20 protein-coding genes are annotated in these 19257 nt (G+C 73.1%); 9 read left to right on the top strand and 11 right to left on the bottom strand.

The window, feature by feature from the left end; all coding sequences use genetic code 11:
- The first annotated feature begins 20 nt into the window (after positions 1-20).
- From AB0881_RS22815 to AB0881_RS22790, 6 genes are all read left to right on the top strand, one after another.
- Complete coding sequence (locus AB0881_RS22815; RefSeq protein WP_366619602.1) at positions 21-1292, top strand: hypothetical protein; 1272 nt, start codon at positions 21-23, stop codon at positions 1290-1292.
- 97 nt (positions 1293-1389) lie between these two features.
- Positions 1390-1842 (top strand): hypothetical protein, encoded by a 453-nt coding sequence (locus tag AB0881_RS22810; RefSeq protein WP_366619600.1) that lies wholly within the window; start codon positions 1390-1392, stop codon positions 1840-1842.
- 92 nt (positions 1843-1934) lie between these two features.
- Positions 1935-2279 carry a hypothetical protein gene (locus AB0881_RS22805; RefSeq protein ID WP_366619598.1) on the top strand — a complete coding sequence of 115 codons (345 nt, stop codon included), beginning with the start codon at positions 1935-1937 and terminating at the stop codon, positions 2277-2279.
- Between the two features lie 99 nt (positions 2280-2378).
- The gene (locus AB0881_RS22800; protein WP_366619596.1) at positions 2379-4115 is read left to right on the top strand and encodes a CocE/NonD family hydrolase; all 1737 of its coding nucleotides are present in this window, start codon (positions 2379-2381) and stop codon (positions 4113-4115) included.
- A gap of 250 nt (positions 4116-4365) precedes the next feature.
- Positions 4366-5631 carry a YeeE/YedE family protein gene (locus tag AB0881_RS22795; RefSeq protein ID WP_366619594.1) on the top strand — a complete coding sequence of 422 codons (1266 nt, stop codon included), beginning with the start codon at positions 4366-4368 and terminating at the stop codon, positions 5629-5631.
- A gap of 61 nt (positions 5632-5692) precedes the next feature.
- Positions 5693-6088, top strand: coding sequence for a PPOX class F420-dependent oxidoreductase (locus AB0881_RS22790; protein ID WP_366619592.1), 396 nt, complete (start codon positions 5693-5695; stop codon positions 6086-6088).
- A 3-nt stretch (positions 6089-6091) separates the two neighbouring features.
- On the opposite strand, the gene hisF is transcribed toward AB0881_RS22790, so the two are convergent.
- The 9 genes from hisF to AB0881_RS22745 form a co-directional block, all read right to left on the bottom strand.
- A complete protein-coding gene (gene hisF / locus AB0881_RS22785; protein ID WP_366619590.1) occupies positions 6092-6853 on the bottom strand; it encodes an imidazole glycerol phosphate synthase subunit HisF in 762 nt (253 codons plus the stop codon).
- On the bottom strand, positions 6850-7236 hold the full coding sequence (locus AB0881_RS22780; protein WP_366619588.1) for a RidA family protein: 387 nt from the start codon (positions 7234-7236) through the stop codon (positions 6850-6852). Before AB0881_RS22780 ends, hisF begins: the two co-directional genes overlap by 4 nt.
- Positions 7233-7958 carry a bifunctional 1-(5-phosphoribosyl)-5-((5-phosphoribosylamino)methylideneamino)imidazole-4-carboxamide isomerase/phosphoribosylanthranilate isomerase PriA gene (priA, locus tag AB0881_RS22775; RefSeq protein WP_366619679.1) on the bottom strand — a complete coding sequence of 242 codons (726 nt, stop codon included), beginning with the start codon at positions 7956-7958 and terminating at the stop codon, positions 7233-7235. Before priA ends, AB0881_RS22780 begins: the two co-directional genes overlap by 4 nt.
- Positions 7959-7986: 28 nt before the next feature.
- Positions 7987-8637 carry an imidazole glycerol phosphate synthase subunit HisH gene (gene hisH, locus AB0881_RS22770; RefSeq protein WP_366619586.1) on the bottom strand — a complete coding sequence of 217 codons (651 nt, stop codon included), beginning with the start codon at positions 8635-8637 and terminating at the stop codon, positions 7987-7989.
- Complete coding sequence (locus AB0881_RS22765) at positions 8634-8804, bottom strand: hypothetical protein (protein WP_366619584.1); 171 nt, start codon at positions 8802-8804, stop codon at positions 8634-8636. Before AB0881_RS22765 ends, hisH begins: the two co-directional genes overlap by 4 nt.
- A 2-nt stretch (positions 8805-8806) precedes the next feature.
- Positions 8807-9400 carry an imidazoleglycerol-phosphate dehydratase HisB gene (hisB, locus tag AB0881_RS22760; protein ID WP_366619583.1) on the bottom strand — a complete coding sequence of 198 codons (594 nt, stop codon included), beginning with the start codon at positions 9398-9400 and terminating at the stop codon, positions 8807-8809.
- Positions 9397-10494: a histidinol-phosphate transaminase gene (locus AB0881_RS22755; protein WP_366619581.1), complete on the bottom strand. Its 1098-nt coding sequence runs from the start codon at positions 10492-10494 to the stop codon at positions 9397-9399. Before AB0881_RS22755 ends, hisB begins: the two co-directional genes overlap by 4 nt.
- Entirely contained in the window at positions 10491-11822 is a 1332-nt protein-coding gene (gene hisD, locus AB0881_RS22750) for a histidinol dehydrogenase (protein WP_366619579.1), read from the bottom strand. The genes AB0881_RS22755 and hisD overlap by 4 nt, the downstream gene beginning before the upstream one ends.
- Positions 11823-11908: 86 nt before the next feature.
- Positions 11909-12724: a PhzF family phenazine biosynthesis protein gene (locus tag AB0881_RS22745; protein WP_366619577.1), complete on the bottom strand. Its 816-nt coding sequence runs from the start codon at positions 12722-12724 to the stop codon at positions 11909-11911.
- Between the two features lie 184 nt (positions 12725-12908).
- On the opposite strand from AB0881_RS22745, the gene AB0881_RS22740 reads away from it, so the two are divergent.
- Positions 12909-13571 carry an LON peptidase substrate-binding domain-containing protein gene (locus AB0881_RS22740; protein ID WP_366619575.1) on the top strand — a complete coding sequence of 221 codons (663 nt, stop codon included), beginning with the start codon at positions 12909-12911 and terminating at the stop codon, positions 13569-13571.
- 55 nt (positions 13572-13626) lie between these two features.
- Positions 13627-14130 (top strand): Cys-tRNA(Pro) deacylase, encoded by a 504-nt coding sequence (gene ybaK / locus AB0881_RS22735; RefSeq protein WP_366619573.1) that lies wholly within the window; start codon positions 13627-13629, stop codon positions 14128-14130.
- Here ybaK and AB0881_RS22730 read toward each other — a convergent pair.
- Positions 14014-14616, bottom strand: coding sequence for a hypothetical protein (locus AB0881_RS22730; protein WP_366619571.1), 603 nt, complete (start codon positions 14614-14616; stop codon positions 14014-14016). The two genes, ybaK and AB0881_RS22730, sit on opposite strands and share 117 nt — an antisense overlap.
- 129 nt (positions 14617-14745) lie before the next feature.
- Between AB0881_RS22730 and AB0881_RS22725 the strand changes: the two genes are divergently transcribed.
- Positions 14746-15444, top strand: coding sequence for a DUF6882 domain-containing protein (locus AB0881_RS22725; protein WP_366619569.1), 699 nt, complete (start codon positions 14746-14748; stop codon positions 15442-15444).
- 45 nt (positions 15445-15489) lie between these two features.
- On the opposite strand, the gene dnaE is transcribed toward AB0881_RS22725, so the two are convergent.
- Complete coding sequence (gene dnaE, locus AB0881_RS22720) at positions 15490-19020, bottom strand: DNA polymerase III subunit alpha (protein ID WP_366619567.1); 3531 nt, start codon at positions 19018-19020, stop codon at positions 15490-15492.
- Between the last annotated feature and the right edge of the window lie 237 nt (positions 19021-19257).

Here is a 19257-nt window from a genome sequence, read left to right as displayed (position 1 = left end):
CAGGTGCGCATTCTGCTGTCGTGAACAACGAGGTCGTGATGCAAACAGCGGGCACGCTGCACGGTCAGCTGCAGCGAGGTCTGGGCCGGGCGGCGCGGCGCGCCGCCGACACTCCGGGCGCGGGCGAGTACGTCTACGACTGCATACGCAGGGATCCGCGCTGGGACCGGCAGTGCGAGGAGCGCGGCCTCTACTACGCCCGGCTGATGGTCGACCTGGAGCTGCCGGCGGGGCCGGTGGCCGAGCACCTCTTCGACCCCGCCGACCAGGACGACGGCGACGAGTGGCGCGTCCAGCTGGCGCTGGACGTGCTGGCGGAGCTGGTGCGGCTGAGCCGGCGGGAGGCCGCGGTGCCGCTGCGGCGGTACGCCGAGGAGGGCACGCACTGGTTCGACGCCCTGGACGCGCTGGCGGACCTGGGCGATCCGGCGCTGGCCGGCGGCCTGGACGCGCTGGCCGCGGACCGCTGCGACGAGTTCCTGCTCGACTGCCTGGTGGCGGGCGCGGCGGGCGCGCGCGGCGCGGTGATCGAGAGTTGGGCGGCGCGGCAGCCGCGGATCGCCGACGCGCTGGCCAAACGCCGGGCGGCCGGGCGGCCGCGGCGGCCCGCGGGCGGCGGCGCCACGGTACGCGGTGGGCGGGCGGAACGTACCGATGCGGAATTGCTGGACCTGGCCAGGCGGCGCGACGACGGCGCCGTGGCCGCGATCTTCGAGCTGGGCCGGCGGCGCGCGCCGGGGCTGCTCGACCTGGCCGAGGAGCTGCTGCCGCAGCGTCCCGGCAGATGGGGCGGCGCGGTGTGCCGGGCGCTGCGCGAGTACGGGCCGGAGGTGCTGCCTCGTGCGCGCGCGTGGGCGGCGACGCACGGCGGCTGCGCCGGCATCGGCCTGCGGATCCTCGCCAGGCACGGCACCCGCCAGGACATCCCCCTGCTGATGAACGAGCTGCACGGCGCCCTCGAACGCCGCGACTGGGGTGATGCCGCCGGACCCATCGAGGGCCTGGGGAGACTGCGGGCGGGCGAGGCCGTCCCGCTGCTGAAGGACGCCTGGACCGAGTCGGCCTACTCCTACCTGCGGCCTCGGGTGCTGACCGCGCTGACCCGCACCGCCCCCCACACCGCCGAGTCGTTCACCGTCGAGGGCCTGTGGGACTGCGAGGAGGGCGTCCGGGAGGTCGCCGTCCGGACCGCGCCCGTCACCGCCGAGACGCGCATCCGCATGCAGCGCCTGCACCATGACGCCGCCGAGGACCCCGGCGTGCGCGCGACCGCCGCGAGCCGCCTGATGTGAGCGGCCGATGTGATCCGCGGCCGCGGCGCTGAACCCGGCCCGCCGCCGCTGCGTACCTTCCGTCGAATCGCGCATCTGCATCGCGGAAGGACGGCCCATGGGCTCCTTGTTCCACACCCCGGTCAGGACCGTGCTGCTGTGCGGTGCCGCCCTCGCGCCGCCGGCGGCCGCCGGCTGCTCGGGCGGGCACGGCGGGCACGGCACGGACGGGGCTCCGGCCGCCAAGGAGGCCACGATCGAGCAGCTGGCCCAGCGGACCGGCTGCACGCTCACCGGCACGCGCAAGGCGGCGGAGCTGAGACAGGGCCAGTGCAAGACCGGCAAGGGCCGGTACGTGCTGGTCAGCTTCACCTCCGACAAGACCCGGGACTCATGGCTCACCGAGGCCAAGCCGTGGGGCGGCACGTACCTGGTCGGCCCGAAGTGGGTCGCCGTCGCCACCCCGCAGATCCTGGAGACGCTGCGCAAGGACGTCGGCGGCAAGATCGTCAAGGGTGACGACCACGGCGGCGGAGGCGGCGGGCAGCACGGCGCCGGGCATGGCGGCTGATCCGCCATCCCCGCGGAGTACTACTTTCCGCCCCCCGATGTTCCCTCCCGGGGAGGGGGGCGGAGCGGGGGCCGCCGTCTAGACTCGCAGCCATGATCTCCCCTCTGCGACGGACCCTGGCCGTACTGCCCCTGGTCCTGCTACCGCTCGGTGCGGCCGCCGCCTGCGGTGGCGAGGGCACACAGACCGACTGCAACCTCAACTCCTGCACGGTGACCTTCGACCGCGGCGTCGAGGCGAGCGCGTCCATCCTCGGCGTCAAGGCCGAGCTGGTGAGCGTGCAGGGGCAGAACGTCACCATGAAGATCGCCGGCCAGCAGGTCACCGTCCCGGTGGGCGAGGGCGAGCAGGCCGACGGGTTCAACGTCACGGTCGAGTCGGTCACGAAGGAGAACGTCGTCGTCAAGATCTCCAACGGGGCCGGCGGCGGCGGCTGATCCCGGCCGCCGATCCCGGGCGGCCCGCCCAGGGCAGGTGTCGCGGCGCGCGGAAACGGTTACGTTACTAGGCGGTAGCCCCCGTTCTGGAGACCGGACATGGCCCTGAGGGATCCTTCCGCCGCCCCCTCGCGGCGCGCCTCCCGCGCCCGCGAACGCGCCCGCCGGCTCCGGCCGTACCACGTGGAGCGGGACCTGCCGGTCACCATGCCGGACGGGGCGACGCTGCTCGCCGACCGGTACGTCCCGCTCGGGGCGCGCCGCCCGCCGCCGACCATCCTGGTGCGGACCCCGTACGGGCGGCGCGGGCCGGCGGCCGTGCTCAACGGGCTGCCGTTCGTCCCGTTCGGGTTCCAGCTGGTCGTGCAGAGCGCGCGCGGGACGTTCGGGTCCGAGGGCGAGTTCGACCCGCTCGGCAGCGAGCACGACGACGGGCTCGCCACCGTGGCGTGGCTGCGGGAGCGGCCGTGGTTCGGCGGGACGTTCGCCATGTACGGGGCCAGCTACCTGGGGTACGCGGCGTGGGCCCTGGCCGCCGAGGCCGGGCCCGAGCTGAAGGCGATGGCGGTTCAGGTCACCGCCTCCTCGTTCCGGGACGCGGCGTACGTCGGCGGCTCGTTCGCGCTGGAGTCCACGCTGACCTGGACCGACCTGACCCACCGGCAGCAGCGGCGGTTCGGGATGCTCACCGCTCCCCTGCTGTCGCGGCGCCGCGCGATCCGCGCCGCCCGCACCGGGCGGCCCCTCTCCGAACTGGACGTGCTGACCGGCGGCACCCCGATGCGCTTCTACCAGGACCTCCTCGCCGCCCACCGCGACCCGGGCTCGGCGTACTGGCTCAAGCGGGACTTCAGCGGCACGGTCGGCGAGGTCGCGGCGCCGGTGTCGATGGTCGGCGGCTGGTACGACGTGTTCCTGCCCTGGGAGCTCAGGGACTACCTGGCGCTGCGGGCGGCCGGGCACCGCCCGTACCTGACGATCGGCCCGTGGTGGCACGCCGACGCGCGGCACGGCCTGGTGGCGTTCCGCGAGTCCCTGGCCTGGTTCCGCGCCCACCTGCGCGGCGACCCCTCGGGGCTGCGCGCCGACCCCGTCCGGGTGTACGTGACCGGGGCGCGCGAGTGGCGCGACTACCGCGACTGGCCGCCGCCCGGGATGCGGCAGGAGCGCTGGCACCTGCACGCGGGAGGCGGCCTCGGCGAGGACGGGCCGCGGCAGGCGCCGCCCAGCCGGTACCGGTTCCAGCCCGCCCGGCCCACGCCCGCGCTCGGCGGCCCGACGCTGCTGGGAAGCTCCAGGCCCGTGGACAACCGGCCCCTGGAGCGGCGCCCGGACGTGCTGGTCTTCTCCTCGCCCGTGCTGGACGAGGACCTGGACGTCGTCGGGCCGGTCGGCGCCGACCTGTTCGTCCGGTCGGACCGGGAGCACACCGACTTCATCGTCCGGCTCTGCGACGTGGCGCCGGACGGCACGTCCCGGAACGTCTGCGAGGGCGGCCTGCGCCTGGACCCCGCCCGCCCGGCCGCCGACAAGCCGGTGGGGACGGCGGGCGTGCGGCGGCTGGCGATCGACCTGTGGCCGGCCGGGCACCGGTTCCGCCGCGGGCACCGCGTCCGCGTCCACGTGACCAGCGGCGCGTACCCGAAGGTGGCGGCCAACCCCGGCACCGGCGAGCCGATCGCGACCGCGCGCGCGTCGGTCCCCGCCGACCAGGAGGTCTTCCACGACCCGGACCACCCGTCGGCGATCCTGCTCCCGGTCGCGGAGCGGCCGCCGGAGTCGGCGTCCCCCGCCCCGGACGAGGAGGCCGGGCTGGGCCTTCCCGGTGAACCCTAGGTAGAATGTCGGGATTATGATCGGTTCCGGAACCACGGCGAGCCTGCGCATGGTGCTGTTCACCATGGCGCTGGCCTGCGTCGACGACGGCCTGTGTCGTCCGCGGCGCCACCGTCGGCCCTGACGGCTCTAACGGCTCTGACGGCTCTGACGTCCGTCCCGCCGCCCCGCCGCCCCTCCCCCGCCTCCCCGATCAGACCGCGCGGCCCCTCGCGCGCCGCCGGTCCCGTTCGCTCCCTGGAGATCCACGTTGTCCGCGACGCTGCCCGCGCGCCTGCGCCTCCCGTCCCCGCCGCCCACCTCCGCCCCGCCCCCGCCCGCGGACGCCCTGAAGCCCGTCAACCGCCTCCCGCTGCTGGTCGCCGGGCTCGGCTCGGCCGCCCTCGCCGCGTACGTGTGGTGGCAGCACGGCGCCAAGCAGGGCGTGCTCCTGCTGCTGGGGCTCGGCCTCGGGCTGGCGCTGTTCCACTCCCGGTTCGGCTTCACCTCCGCCTGGCGGCAGCTCGTCGCCGTCGGGAACGGCACCGGGCTGCGCGCCCACGCGCTCCTGCTCGGCACCACCGCCACCCTCTTCGCGCTGATCATCGGCACCGGCACGGGCCTGTTCGGCTCCACCCCGGCGCCCTCGGACGGCGATCTCGGCGTCGCGCTGCTGGCCGGGGCCTTCCTGTTCGGGATCGGCATGCAGCTGGGCGGCGCCTGCGCGTCCGGCACGCTGTTCGCGATCGGCTCCGGCCAGTCGGCGATCGTGCTCACGCTCGGCGGCTTCATCGCCGGCTCGATCCTCTACACCTGGCAGTTCGACCTGGTGAAGGACCTGCCGGCCGTCCCCGGCGTGGTCATGTCCGAGCACATCGGCTGGTTCGGATCCTGGGCGGTCACCATCGCCGCGCTGGCAGCCGTGGCCGCGCTCACCCGCGTGATCCAGAAGCGCCGCAACCCGCCGCCGGTGGGCACCGTCCCCACCGCCCGCGGGCCGCTCCGGATCGTCCGCGGCTCCTGGCCGCTGCTCGCCGGCGCCCTGGTGCTGGCGGCGCTCGGCGGCGCCGTCCTGCTGGTGTCCGGCGGCGCCTGGGGAATCACCAGCGCGTTCGCGCTGTGGGGCGCCAAGTTCCTGCAGCTGATCGGGCTCCAGCCGGAGACCTGGACGTACTGGGAGGCGCCCCGCCAGGCCGCGCAGCTGGCCGGGCCGGTACTGGCCGACAAGACCAGCCTCACCGACATCGGGATCATGCTCGGCGCCGCCGTCGCCGCCGCCGCGAGCGGCGCCTGGACGCTGCACCGCGACATCCCGGCGCGTACGGCCGCGGCCGCCGTCCTCGGCGGGATCCTCATGGGCATCGGCGCCCGGCTGGCCGGCGGCTGCAACATCGGCGCCTACCTGGCCGGGATCGCCTCCGGCAGCCTGCACGGCTGGCTGTGGGGCCTGGTGGCGCTCGGCGGCACCTTCGTGGGGCTGCGCGCCCGCTCCCTGTTCGGCCTGGCCAACCCCGCCCCGCGCGACAGCGTGTGCTGACGATCACGTCTCCGGCCTCCGGGCTTGACCTCGACCTCGGTTGATGTTCGAGCCTGGAGGCATGGAGTTCACGGAGATCGAACGCGAGTACCTGTCCACCCAGCGCCTCGGCCGGCTGGCCACGGTCGGCCCGCACGGCGACCCGCAGAACAACCCCGTCGGGTTCCGGATCAACGACGAGCTCGGGACCGTCGACATCCACGGCCTCAACCTGGCCGCCACCCGCAAGTTCCGCAACGTCCAGGGCAACGACCAGGTCTCCCTGGTGATCGACGACCTGATGTCGGTCCGGCCGTGGCGGGTGCGCGGCATCGAGATCCGCGGCCGCGCCGAGGCCCTCACTGGCCAGGACACCCCGGCCGGCGTCAGCCCCGAGGTGATCCGCATCCATCCGCGGGCGGTGTTCGCCTGGGGCCTGGACGGCGCCGCGGCCGGCATGGTCAAGCGGACCGCGTGACCGTCAGCGGACGGGGCTGCCCGCCGCCCGCAGCGCGTCCTTGACCTCGGAGATCTTCAGTTCGCCGAAGTGGAACACGCTGGCGGCCAGCACCGCGTCCGCGCCCGCCGCGACCGCCGGCGGGAAGTGCTCCAGCGCCCCGGCGCCGCCGCTGGCGATCACCGGGACGGTCACCGCCGCCCGCACCCGCCGCAGCATCTCCAGATCGAACCCGGCCTTGGTGCCGTCCGCGTCCATGGAGTTGAGCAGGATCTCCCCCACGCCCAGCTCCTCGCCGCGCCGCGCCCACTCGACCGCGTCGATCCCGGTACCCTTGCGGCCGCCGTGCGTGGTGACCTCGAAACCGCTCCCGGTGCCCTCGGCGCGCCGGGCGTCCACCGACAGCACGACGCACTGCGAGCCGTACCGGTGCGCCGCCTCCCGCAGGAACTCGGGCCGGGCGATCGCCGCGGTGTTGATCGACACCTTGTCGGCGCCCGCCCGCAGCAGCCGGTCGACGTCCTCGACGGTGCGCACGCCGCCGCCGACGGTCAGCGGGATGAACACCTGCTCGGCCGTCCGCCGCACCACCTCGTAGGTGGTGGAGCGGTCGCCGCTGGACGCCGTGATGTCCAGGAACGTCAGCTCGTCGGCGCCCTCCGCGTCGTACCGGCGGGCCAGCTCGACCGGGTCCCCGGCGTCCCGCAGGTTCTGGAAGTTGACGCCCTTGACCACGCGCCCGGCGTCCACGTCCAGGCACGGGATCACCCGCACGGCCACGCTCACTGATCCCCCCGGTACGCCTCGACCTCGACCTCGACCAGCATGCGCGGGTCGATCAGCCCCGCCACGACGAGCATGGTCGCCGCCGGGCGGACGTGCTTGAACAGGCTGCCGTGCGCCCGGCCGACGTCGGCGGAGTCGCCGGCCCGGGTGATGAACATCCGGGTGCGGACGACGTCGTTGCGGGTCAGCCCGAGCCGCTCCAGCGACCACAGCGCGATCTGGAACGCGGTCCGGGTCTGCTCGTACGGGTCGCCGACGTGCACGACCTTGCCGTCCACGGTGGCGGTGCAGCCGGCGACGAGCGCCAGGTTCCCGGCCATGACGGCGCGGGAGTAGCCGAACTCGTCCTCCCACGGCCCGCCGGAGGAGATCCGCTCGATCACTTCACGGCCTCGAGCGCCTCTTCGAGGGTGAACGCCCGCGCGTACAGCGCCTTGCCGACGATCGCCCCCTCGACCCCATCGGGCACGAGGCCGGCGAGGGCGCGCAGGTCGTCCAGGGACGAGACGCCGCCGGACGCGATCACGGGCTTGGCGGTACGGGAGCAGACCTCGCGCAGCAGCCCGGTGTTGGGGCCGCGCAGCGTGCCGTCCTTGGTGACGTCGGTGACCACGTACCGCGGGCAGCCGTCGTCCTCCAGCCGGTCCAGGACCTCCCACAGGTCGCCGCCCTCGCGGGTCCAGCCGCGCGCGGCGAGCGTGGTGCCGCGCACGTCCAGCCCGACCGCGATCTTGTCGCCATGGGAAGCGATGATCTTGCGGCACCACTCCGGGTCCTCCAGCGCGGCGGTGCCGATGTTGACGCGGGCGCAGCCGGTCGCGAGCGCGGCCTCCAGGGAGGCGTCGTCGCGGATGCCGCCCGACAGCTCCACCTTCACGTCCAGCCGGCCGGTGACCTCGGCGAGCAGCTCCCGGTTGGAGCCGCGGCCGAACGCGGCGTCCAGGTCGACCAGATGGATCCACTCCGCCCCCGCGCTCTGCCAGGCCAGCGCGGCCTCCAGCGGCGCGCCGTACGAGGTCTCGGTGCCGGCCTCGCCCTGGACCAGGCGCACGGCCTGGCCGTCGGCGACGTCGACTGCGGGAAGGAGCGTGAGTGTCATGAGGATAGACCTTATCGACGGTGGGAGACGGGGCTCAGGAGACGGTGGCGAGCCAGTTCTTCAGCAGCTCGGCGCCGGCGTCGCCGGACTTCTCCGGGTGGAACTGGGTGGCGCACAGCGGCCCGTTCTCGACGGCCGCGACGAAGCGGTCGCCGTGCTCGGCCCAGGTGACCAGCGGCGGCCGGATCAGGCCGGACGGGTCGGGCTCCAGCTCCCAGCGGCGGGCCGCGTAGGAGTGGACGAAGTAGAACCGGGTGCCGGCGTCCAGGCCGCGGAACAGCGCGCTGCCCTCGGGCGCGTCGACGGTGTTCCAGCCCATGTGCGGCACCACCGGCGCCTCCAGGCGGTCGACGGTGCCGGGCCACTCGGCGCAGCCCTCGGTGGTGACGCCGTGCTCGATGCCCTTGGCGAACAGGATCTGCATGCCGACGCAGATGCCCAGCACCGGCCGGCCGCCGGCCAGCCGGCGGCCGATGATCTGGTCGCCGCGGACGGCGCGCAGGCCCTCCATGCAGGCCGAGAACGCGCCCACGCCCGGGACGATCAGCCCGTCGGCGGCCAGCGCCGCGTCCCAGTCGGGCGTGACGGTGACGTCGACGCCGTGCCGGGCGACGGCGCGCTCGGCGGAGCGCAGGTTGCCGGAGCCGTAGTCGAGGATGACGATGCTCTTGCCGCTCCCGCTCACAGGTTCATCACCCCCGCCGCGAAGGCCAGCGCCATCAGCACGAAGACCACCACCGCGGCGATCTTGAGGCCCTGCTTGATGAAGCTGATCACGCCCATCAGCAGGAACACGGCCAGGCCGAAGAGCAGGACGTTGCCGTAGGTGAACTCGAGGCCGCCGATGGTCACGGCTACAGCGCCCCCTTGGTGGACGGGATGCCGTGCACCTTCGGGTCGAACGCGACGGCGTCGCGCAGCGCCCGGGCCAGCGCCTTGAACTGGGCCTCGACGATGTGGTGGGCGTTGCGGCCGTACGGGACGTGGACGTGCAGCGCGACCTGGGCGTTGGACACGAACGACTCGAAGATGTGCCGGGTCATGGTGGTGTCGTACTCCGGGCCGATCATCGGGGCCATGCCCTCGGGCTCGACGTGCACCAGGTAGGGGCGGCCGGACACGTCCACCGTCACCTGGGCGAGCGCCTCGTCCAGCGGGATCGACGCGTCGGCGAACCGCCGGATGCCCGACTTGTCGCCGAGGGCCTGGCGGAACGCCTGGCCCAGCGCGATCGCGGTGTCCTCGATCGTGTGGTGGCTGTCGATGTACAGGTCGCCGGAGGTCTTGACGGTCAGGTCGAACGACCCGTGCTTGCCCAGCTGGGCCAGCATGTGGTCGAAGAACCCGACACCGGTGGCCACGTCGACGGCGCCGGTCCCGTCCAGATCGATCTCGACCAGGACCTGCGTCTCCTTGGTGCCCCGCTCGATGCGGCCGGTGCGACTCACGAAATCTCCTTCACTGCGGTCAGGGCGGTCCGGAAGGCGGCCATCTCCTCGGGGGTGCCGACGCTGACGCGCAGCCACTCCGGCGGGCCGACCTCCCGGATCAACACCCCGCGTTCGAGCATCTGTTCCCAGGTCCGGCGGCGGTCGGGGAAGCGCCCGAACAGCACGAAGTTGGCGTCGGAGTCGGCGACCGTGCAGCCCTCGGAACGGAGCCACGCCACGAGGGCGTCGCGCTCGGCGCGCAGCCGCTCGACCGAGCCGAGCAGCTCGCCGCCGTACGCGAGGGCGGTGCGGGCGACGGCCTGGGTGACCGCCGACAGGTGGTACGGCAGCCGGACCAGCAGCAGCGCCTCCAGGACGGCCGGGTCGGCGGCCAGGTAGCCGAGGCGGGTGCCGGCCATCGCGAACGCCTTGGACATCGTCCGGGTGACGATCAGCCGCGGGTTGCCCGGCAGCAGCGTCAGCGCGGACGGGGTGCCGGCGCGGCGGAACTCGGCGTACGCCTCGTCCACCACGACCATGCCGGGCGCCGCCGCCAGCACCGCCTCGATCGACTCCAGCGGCAGGGCGGTGCCGGTCGGGTTGTTCGGCGAGGTCAGGAAGACGATGTCGGGCCGGTGCTCCTCGATCGCCGCGACGGCCCGCTCGGGCTCCAGGCCGAAGTCCTCGTCGCGGTGCGCGTCGATCCAGCGGGTGCCCGAGACCCGGGTGATGATCGGGTGCATCGAGTACGACGGCTCGAAGCCGACCGCGCTGCGGCCGGGGCCGCCGAACGCCTGCAGGATCTGCTGGATGATCTCGTTGGAGCCGTTGGCCGCCCACACCTGCCCGGCCGTGAGCCCGGCGCCGGGCGTGTCGGCGTTCAGGAACGCCGCCAGGTCCTCGCGCAGCGCCACGGCGTCGCGGTCGGGGTAGCGGTTGAGCCGCCCGGCCGCGTCCGCGACCGCCTCGCCGAGGGCCTTCACCAGGCGCTCGGACGGAGGGTACGGGTTCTCGTTGGTGTTGAGCGCGTACGGGACGTCCAGCTGGGGCGCCCCGTACGGGCTGAGCCCGCGCAGGTCGTCGCGCAGCGGCAGGTCGTTCAGGGACGTCACGAGGCGTCCCCTCCCCGCGGGGCCGCCGGGATGTCCCAGCCGAAGCGGGCCTTGAGGGCGGCGCCGTGGGCGGGCAGGTCCTCGGCCTCGGCCAGCGTCACGACGCGCGCGGTGGCCTCGGCGAGGGCGGCCTCGTCGTACTCCACGACGTGGATCCCGCGCAGGAACGACTGCACCGACAGCCCCGAGGAGTGGCAGGCGCAGCCGCCGGTCGGCAGCACGTGGTTGGACCCGGCCAGGTAGTCGCCCAGCGACACCGGCGCGTGCGGGCCGATGAAGATCGCGCCGGCGTTGCGGACCCGGGCGGCCAGCGCGCGGGCGTCCGCGGTCTGGATCTCCAGGTGCTCGGCGGCGTAGGCGTCGACGACCTTCAGTCCGTCCTCCAGGTCGTCGACCAGCACGATGCCGGACTGCCGGCCGGCCAGCGCGGCGGTGATCCGCTCGACGTGCCTGGTCCGCTCGACCTGGGCCTTCAGCTCGGTCTCGACCGCGTCGGCCAGCCCGGGCGCGTCGGTCACCAGGACGGCGGCGGCGAGCGTGTCGTGCTCGGCCTGGCTGATCAGGTCGGCGGCCACGTGCGCCGGGTCGGCGGTCGCGTCGGCCAGCACCGCGATCTCGGTCGGGCCGGCCTCGGAGTCGATCCCGATCACGCCCTTGAGCAGCCGCTTGGCGGCGGCCACGTAGACGTTGCCGGGCCCGGTGACCAGGTCCGCGCGCGGGCACTCCTCCGTGCCGTACGCGAACATCGCGACCGCCTGGGCGCCGCCCGCCGCGTACACCTCCTCGACGCCGAGCAGCGCGCACGCCGCCAGGATGGAGGGGTGCGGCAGCCCGCCGAACTCCTTCTGGGCCGGGGACGTCACGGCCAGGGACTCGACCCCGGCCTCCTGCGCCGGCACCACGTTCATGATCACGCTGGACGGGTAGACGGCCTGGCCGCCCGGCACGTACAGGCCGACCCGGCGTACCGGCACCCACCGCTCGGTGACCGTGCCGCCCGGCACCACCTGGGTGGTGGTGTCGGTGCGCCGCTGGTCGGCGTGGACCAGCCGGGTGCGGCGGATCGCCTCCTCCAGCGCGTCGCGCAGCGCCGGGTCGAGCGCCGCCAGCGCCCGGTGGATCTCCTGGACGGGGACGCGGGCGCTCTCCAGCTCGACGCCGTCGAAGTTCCGCGTGTGCTCCAGTACCGCCGCGGCGCCCCGATGGCGCACGTCCTCGCAGATCGGCCGCACCTTCTCGAGGGCGGCCTCGACGTCGAGTTCGGCGCGGGGCAGCACGGAGCGCAGGTCGCCGGGGAGCGAGCCGCGCAGGTCGATACGGGAAATCACCCGTCCAGTCTACGAACGACCACCGCACTCCCGCGCATCGTCTCACGTGCCGAGACGCCCCGTGCGACCAGTCTCACACCGGGCGTTCAGCGGCCGGGCGCCGCCCATTCGCCGTCCAGGACGGTCACCGCCGTGCCGGACAGGACGACGCGGCCGCCGCTCAGGCGGGTGCCGACGAGCCCGCCGCGTTCGGACGCCTGGTAGCCGGTCAGCGTGTCGCGGCCGAGCTTCCCCGTCCAGTACGGGGCGAGCGCGCAGTGCGCGGACCCGGTCACCGGGTCCTCGCCGACGCCGACCGCGGCGCCGAAGGCCCGCGAGACGAAGTCGTACGGGCTCCCGGGCGCGGCGGGGGCGGTGACGATCACGACGCGGGCGCCGAAGCGGCCGAGCGCGTCGAGGTCGGGGGCCAGCCCGCGCACGGTGTTCTCGTCGGCGACCTCGGCCAGCAGGTCGGGCTGGCCGTTGCGGCCGCACCAGACGATCTCCGTGCCGAGCGCCCCGGCCAATCCGGCGGGGGCCGGGACGGGCTCGGGCGGGTCGGCGGGGAAGTCCATCTCCAGGCCGCCCTCCCCCTGGCGCACGGTCAGCACCCCGCTGTGCAGCGTCCGGAACCGGATCGGCAGGCCGGCGGGGACCAGGCCGGTCGAGTAGAGCGCGTGGCCGCTCGCCAGGGTGGCGTGGCCGCAGAGGGCGACCTCGACCGACGGCGTGAACCAGCGCAGCTCGTGGCCGGCCTCCGCGTCGCCCTCCAGGGGGCGGACGAAGGCGGTCTCCGAGTGCCGCATCTCCGCGGCGACCCGCTGCATCCACGCGGGGTCGGCCGGGGCGTCCAGCAGGCACACGCCGGCGGGGTTGCCGGCGAAGGGGCGGTCGGTGAAGGCGTCGACGACGAGCATTCGCATGTCCGCGACGCTAGCCGGGGCCGAGCGGCGTGAGGAACGGCCAATCCGCGATCAGTGGCCCGCCGGAGACTCTTCAGTATCTGAGAATTTCACCGTTTCATGATCATCGAACCCGGCGTACGCTGACACCGAGGCGCTCTTTCGATGAACGCACGCCAGAGGCGAGCGTGTGGGGGGTTGTGCGGTGACTGAGCGGCTTCCGCTGTTCCCGCTGGGCACGGTCCTGTTCCCGGGGCTGGTGCTCCCGCTGCACCTGTTCGAGGAGCGCTACCGGCTGCTGGTCCGCGACCTGCTGGAGCGGCCCGAGCCGCGGCGGCTCGGGATCGTGGGCATCGAGCTGGGCCACGAGGTCGGCGACACCGCCGGGATGCGGCTGGCCGAGGTCGGCTGCGCCGCCGAGGTGCACGGCGTCAACGGCCGTCCGGACGGCCGGTACGACATCGTCACCGTCGGGGCGTCCCGGTTCCGGATCAAGGAGCTGGACCGGTCGCGGCCGTACCTGCGCGGCGAGGTCGAGTTCCTCCCCGAGGAGGCCGGCGCCGATCCCGGCCCGTGCGCGGACCGCGTCCGGATGCTGTTCCGGCTCTACCGGCACCGGCTCGCGGCGGCGGGCGCCGAGATCGCCGAGCCGGCCGCCCTCCCCGACGACCCGGTGCGGCTGTCGTACCTGGTCGCCGCGGCCGCCGTCCTGGACGGCCACGACAAGCAGCGGCTGCTGGAGGCCGAGGACGCCGCCATCCGGCTGGGCGCCCTCCAGGAGCTGCTGGCCCGCGAGACCCGGCTGCTGAGGTCGCTGCGGACCGTCCCCGCCGGGCAGTTCCTGGACACCTCGTTCCACCCCAACTGAGGCGCCGCCCGGAAACCCGCGGGCGCCCGGCGATCATCGGCGGCACACTGGTCCCATGAGCTCAGGCAAGTCCAGGAACGGCAAGGGCAAGGGGACTCCCGCGACGGTGGCCGCGGCCAAGGCGGGCATCGACTACGACCTCCACCCCTACGAGGTCGATCCGGCCGCGGAGTCGTACGGGCAGGCGGCGGCGGACGCGCTGGGCGTCCCGCACGAGCGGCTGTTCAAGACGCTGCTCGCCGAGGTGGACGGCGCCCTCACCGTGGCGGTCGTGCCGGTCTCGGCCACGCTCGACCTCAAGGCCCTGGCCGCGGCCGCCGGCGGCAAGAAGGCGAGGATGGCCGACCCCAAGGACGCCGAGCGCGCCACCGGGTACGTGGTGGGCGGGATCAGCCCGCTCGGCCAGCGCCGCCGGCTGCCGGCCGTGGTGGACGAGTCCGCCTCAGCCTTTCCGACCGTCTACGTCTCGGCCGGCCGGCGCGGACTGCAGATCGAGCTCGCCCCCGCCGACCTCATCCGGCTCACCGGCGCCGGAACCGCGGGAATCGCCCGCGGGTAGCCGCTTCACCAGCCCCTCCAGCACCGCGTACAGGCCCACCGCGACCATCGGCCAGAGCACCAGCAGGCCGGTCGCGCGCAGCTCCGCCGCCCCGGTGAGGGTGCGGCCGTCGGGGGCCCGCCGGACGGCGCGCTGGAAGGCGTCCAGGCCGATGTGCTGGCCGAGCCGCCACGCCACCAGGGCGGCCGCCAGCCCGCCCGCCGCCAGCCCGAACAGCAGCGCGATGTCGTTCCCGCGGCCGCCGGCGAGGTAGGCCGCCGCGCCGCACGCCAGGCCCGCGACGAGGGCGATCAGCGCGAACCGGCCGTCCACCCCGATGGGCCCCTGACCTTCGGGATCGGCCAGCAGCGCGCGGCCCTGGACGACCACGTAGGTCACCTTCGGGGAGATCTCCGCCCAGAGCAGCCCGGCGGGCACGCCGAGAAGTGCGATGATCAGGGTGGTGACCGCCCAGGTCCGCAAGGTCCGCACGGTCGGTCGCCGCACCTCGTACGCTCCTTTTGACGGTTGGCCGGAACAGCGAAAGCCTAGCCTGGCCCGACCGGCCGATCGACAACCGGATGCTGCCCCGTTCACGCCGCCGAGCGGCCCGACTACTGAGATAATGTGCCCGACATGTCCGGATTCAGCCCTGCGTTCGAACGCCTCGGCGCCGCGCTCGCGGCGGTGGTCCTCCAGCAGCAGGAGACGCTGGCGGAGTTCCTGCCGCGCGAGGACTGGAGCGCCGACCTCACCGCGCGCACCTACACCAGCGGCGGGGTCACGGTCCAGGTGGCGCTGCTGGGCAGCTACGCCGCCCGCGAGCGCACCTGGCTGTGGGGCTGGGCCAACCCCCAGTTCGGCGAATCCCATCCGGCGGTCGAGCCCACCCTGGCCATCCGCGGCCTCGGCGCCCGGCTCGGCATCCCCGAGTTCACCACCCCCGAAGTGGACCTGAGCTGGTACGACGGCCCGGCCGGGCACGGCGGCGAACTGCTCGCCATGGCCGCCGGCGGCGTCCTCGGCGGCGGCGGCTACATCGGCGCCGGTTACGACGGCGGCTCAGCCTACCTCCACGTGGACGACCCGCAGGCGCCGCCCGCGGTCTGGGACCCCGTCCCGATCCCCCGCCTCCTGATGAACGCCGTCAGCCTCTTCCCGCGCGACCCCCGGCTCACCCTCGCCCGCCTCCTCAGCCGCCACCGCGTCGGCTACCGCGAGACCGAGGGCCGCACCGAGATCGACCTCCCCGGCGGCGGCACCGCCCACGCCCACTTCGACGGCCTGGGCCGCTTCATCGAGTGGCGGTCGGAACTGACCCCGGCGAGCCTCTGAACCGGGACGCCCCGGCCGGAGGGTCGGCCGGGGCGCGACGCGGGGTCAGCTCAGGCAGGAGGGGCCTAGGAGCTGCTTCAGGTCGCCCATCAGGGCCGGGGACGGGGCCACGCGCAGCCTGTCGTCCAGGCGGACGACCGTCGTCCTGGGGCCGTTCTGGAGGTGCAGGTGCACCTCGGCGGTGCCGGGATGGGTCACCAGGACCTCCTTGAGGCGCGACACCAGGGGTGGGGAGACGCGGCCGATCTGGAGGGTGACCGAGAGCGGGCCGGTCGCGTCGGTGACGGTGAGGTCCGGCTGGGTCACCTCCATCGCGATGATCTTGGCGACGTCCTCGCGGCGGTCCAGCCGGCCCTTGACGACCAGGATCGCGTCCTCGGCGAGGAGGGTGGAGCACAGCTGGTACGACGAGGGGAAGCACATCACCTCGATCGAGCCGGCCAGGTCCTCCAGCTGGAACATGGCCCACGAGTTGCCCTGCTTGGTGACCTTGCGCTGCAGGCCGCTCAGCAGGCCGGCGACGATCACGACCTGGCCGTCGGGGCGGCCGCCCTCGTTCAGGGCGGCGACGGTGCAGTCGGCCTCGCGCTCCAGGATGTGCTCCACGCCCAGCAGCGGGTGGTCGGACACGTACAGGCCGAGCATCTCCCGCTCGAAGGCCAGCAGCGTGGTCTTGTCCCACTCCTCGCCCTCGGGGATCGCCACCGCGAACGCGTCCTCGCCGCCGTCGTCCTCCAGCGCGCCGAACAGCGAGTCCTGGCCGATGGCCTCCTTGCGCTTGATGTCGATGACCGAGTCGATGGCCTGCTCGTGCACCATGAGGAGGGCCTTGCGCTGGTGCCCCAGCTCGTCGAACCCGCCGGCCTTGATCAGCGACTCCACCACCCGCTTGTTGCACACGATCGGCGGGACCTTGTTGAGGAAGTCGTTGAAGTCGGTGTAGGCGCCCTTCTCCTTGCGCGCCGCCACGATGCCCTCGACCACGTTGGTGCCGACGTTGCGGACCGCCGACAGGCCGAACCGGATCTCGGTGTCGCCGATCGGGGTGAAGTCGGCCTCGGACGTGTTGACGTCCGGGGGCAGCACCGTCAGCTTCATCCGGCGGCACTCGTTCAGGTAGAGCGCGCTCTTGTCCTTGTCGTCGCCGACCGAGGTGAGCAGCGCCGCCATGTACTCGGCCGGGTAGTTCGCCTTGAGGTAGGCCGTCCAGTACGAGACCAGCCCGTACGCGGCGGAGTGCGCCTTGTTGAACGCGTAGTCGGAGAACGGGACGAGGATGTCCCACAGCGTCTTGACGGCCTCCTTGGAGTAGCCGTTGGCGACCATGCCCGCCTCGAAGCCCTCGAACTGGGCGTCCAGCTCGGCCTTCTTCTTCTTGCCCATGACGCGGCGGAGCAGGTCCGCCTTGCCGAGCGTGTAGCCCGCCACCTTCTGCGCGATCGCCATGACCTGCTCCTGATAGACGATCAGGCCGTAGGTGGTGCCGAGGATCTCCTTGAGCGGCTCCTCCAGCTCCGGGTGGATCGGGGTGATCTCCTGCTGGCCGTTCTTGCGGAGCGCGTAGTTGGTGTGCGAGTTGGCGCCCATCGGGCCGGGCCGGTAGAGCGCGCCGACCGCGGAGATGTCCTCGAAGTTGTCCGGCTTCATCAGCCGCAGCAGCGAGCGCATCGGGCCGCCGTCGAACTGGAACACCCCGAGGGTGTCGCCGCGCGCCAGCAGGTCGTAGGTCGGCTGGTCGTTCAGCTCCAGGGCGAGCAGGTCGACGTCGATGCCCTTGTTCTTCTTGATGCCCTTGAGCGCGTCGTCGATGATCGTCAGGTTGCGCAGGCCCAGGAAGTCCATCTTGAGCAGGCCGAGCGTCTCGCAGGTCGGATAGTCGAACTGCGTGATGATCGCGCCGTCGGCGTCCCGGCGCATGATCGGCACATGGTCGGTGATCGTCTCACCGGACATGATGATCCCGGCCGCGTGCACGCCGGTCTGCCGGATCAGGCCCTCCAGGCCCTGCGCCAGGTCCATGATCTGCTTGACGTCGGGCTCTTCCTCGTAGAGCTTGCGCAGCTCGCCCGCCTCGCTGTGGCGCGGGTGCTTCTCGTCGAAGATCCCCGACAGCGGGATGTCCTTGCCCATCACGGCGGGCGGGAACGCCTTGGAGATCCGGTCGCCGAGCGCGTACGGGAAGCCCAGGACGCGGCCGGCGTCCTTGATGGCGGCCTTCGCCTTGATGGTGCCGAACGTGGCGATGAACGAGACCTTGTCCGCCCCCCACTTCTCGGTGGTGTAGCGGATCACCTCCGCCCGCCGGTCTTCAGGGAAGTCGATGTCGATGTCGGGCATCGACGCGCGCTCGGGGTTGAGGAACCGCTCGAAGATCAGGCCGTGCGGGATCGGGTCCAGGTCGGTGATCCCCATCGCGTACGCGATCAGCGAGCCGGCGGCGCTGCCTCGGCCGGGGCCGACCAGGATGCCGTTCTCCTTGGCCCACATGATGAAGTCCGCCACGACGAGGAAGTACGACGGGTACCCCTTGCCGAGGATGACGTCCATCTCGTACTCGGCCTGCTCCTTGTAGCCGTCGGGCAGGCCGTCGGGGAAGCGCCGCTCCAGGCCCTTCCAGACCTCCTTGCGGAACCAGCTCTCCTCGGTCTCGCCCTCAGGGACGGGGAAGCGGGGGCTGAGGTCCCGGTACTCGAACATGCCCTCCGGGTCGACCTTCTCCGCGATCAGGAGGGTGTTGCGGCAGCCCTCCTGCCAGATGTCGGAGGTGTCGATCGACCGCATCTCGTCGGCGGTCTTGAGGTAGTAGCCGCTGCCGTCGAACCGGAACCGGTCGGGGTCGGCCAGCTGCTTGCCCACCTGGACGCACAGCAGCGCGTCGTGCGCGGTGGCCTCGCTCTCGTGGGTGTAGTGCGAGTCGTTGGTGACCACCGGCGGGATGTTCAGCTTCTTGCCGATGTCGATCAGGCCCTGCCGGACGCGCTTCTCGATGTCCAGGCCGTGGTCCATCAGCTCCAGAAAGTAGTTCTCCTTGCCGAGGATGTCCTGGAACGTGGCCGCGGCCTTCAGCGCCTCGTCGAACTGGCCCAGCCGCAGCCGGGTCTGCACCTTGCCGGACGGGCAGCCGGTGGTGGCCATCAGGCCGTCGGCGTGCTCGGCCAGCAGCTCCTCGTCCATCCGCGCGTACTTGAACACGAAGCCCTCGGTGAACGCGCGGCTGGAGAGCTTGAAGAGGTTGTGCAGGCCCGTCTTGTTGCGGGCCCACAGCGTCTTGTGGTTGATCAGGCCGCCGCCGGAGACGTCGTCGCGCTTCTGGCTCGGCTCCCCCCACTGGACCTTCTTCTTGTGGTAGCGGGACTCGGGCGCCATGTACGCCTCGATGCCGATGATCGGGGTGACCCCGGCGGCCGTCGCCTGCTTGTGGAAGTCGTAGGCGCCGTGCATGTTGCCGTGGTCGGTCATCGCGATGGCCGGCATCTTCTGCCGGCCGACCTCTTCGAACATCTGCTTCAGCCGGGCGGCGCCGTCCAGCATCGAGTACTCGGTATGGACGTGCAGATGTACGAACGAGTCGGCCATGCCTCGTGCGCCTCCTGATCTCAACAGCTGACTCGGCAGCCTGTCATCGCATGCGACCGCCCACGTGCGGGTGGCACGTGTCGCGAAGGTCGGTCTCCGGGGGAAGATCGCCGACCCGGATCGGGGTCCGGGTCGACGCGGTCCTGAGAGCCTAACCCTCCTCGGGGCGGCCTCGTACCCCGACACTCCGGCACGCGCCCGGCCCGCACCGGACCGTTACGCACCGGTTCGTTCCGG

Source organism: Spirillospora sp. NPDC029432 (assembly GCF_040703975.1).
Classification (GTDB): Bacteria; Actinomycetota; Actinomycetes; order Streptosporangiales; family Streptosporangiaceae; genus Spirillospora.
The sequence above is the reverse complement of the archived record's forward strand: the minus strand, read 5'-3'. Positions and strand labels throughout refer to the sequence as shown.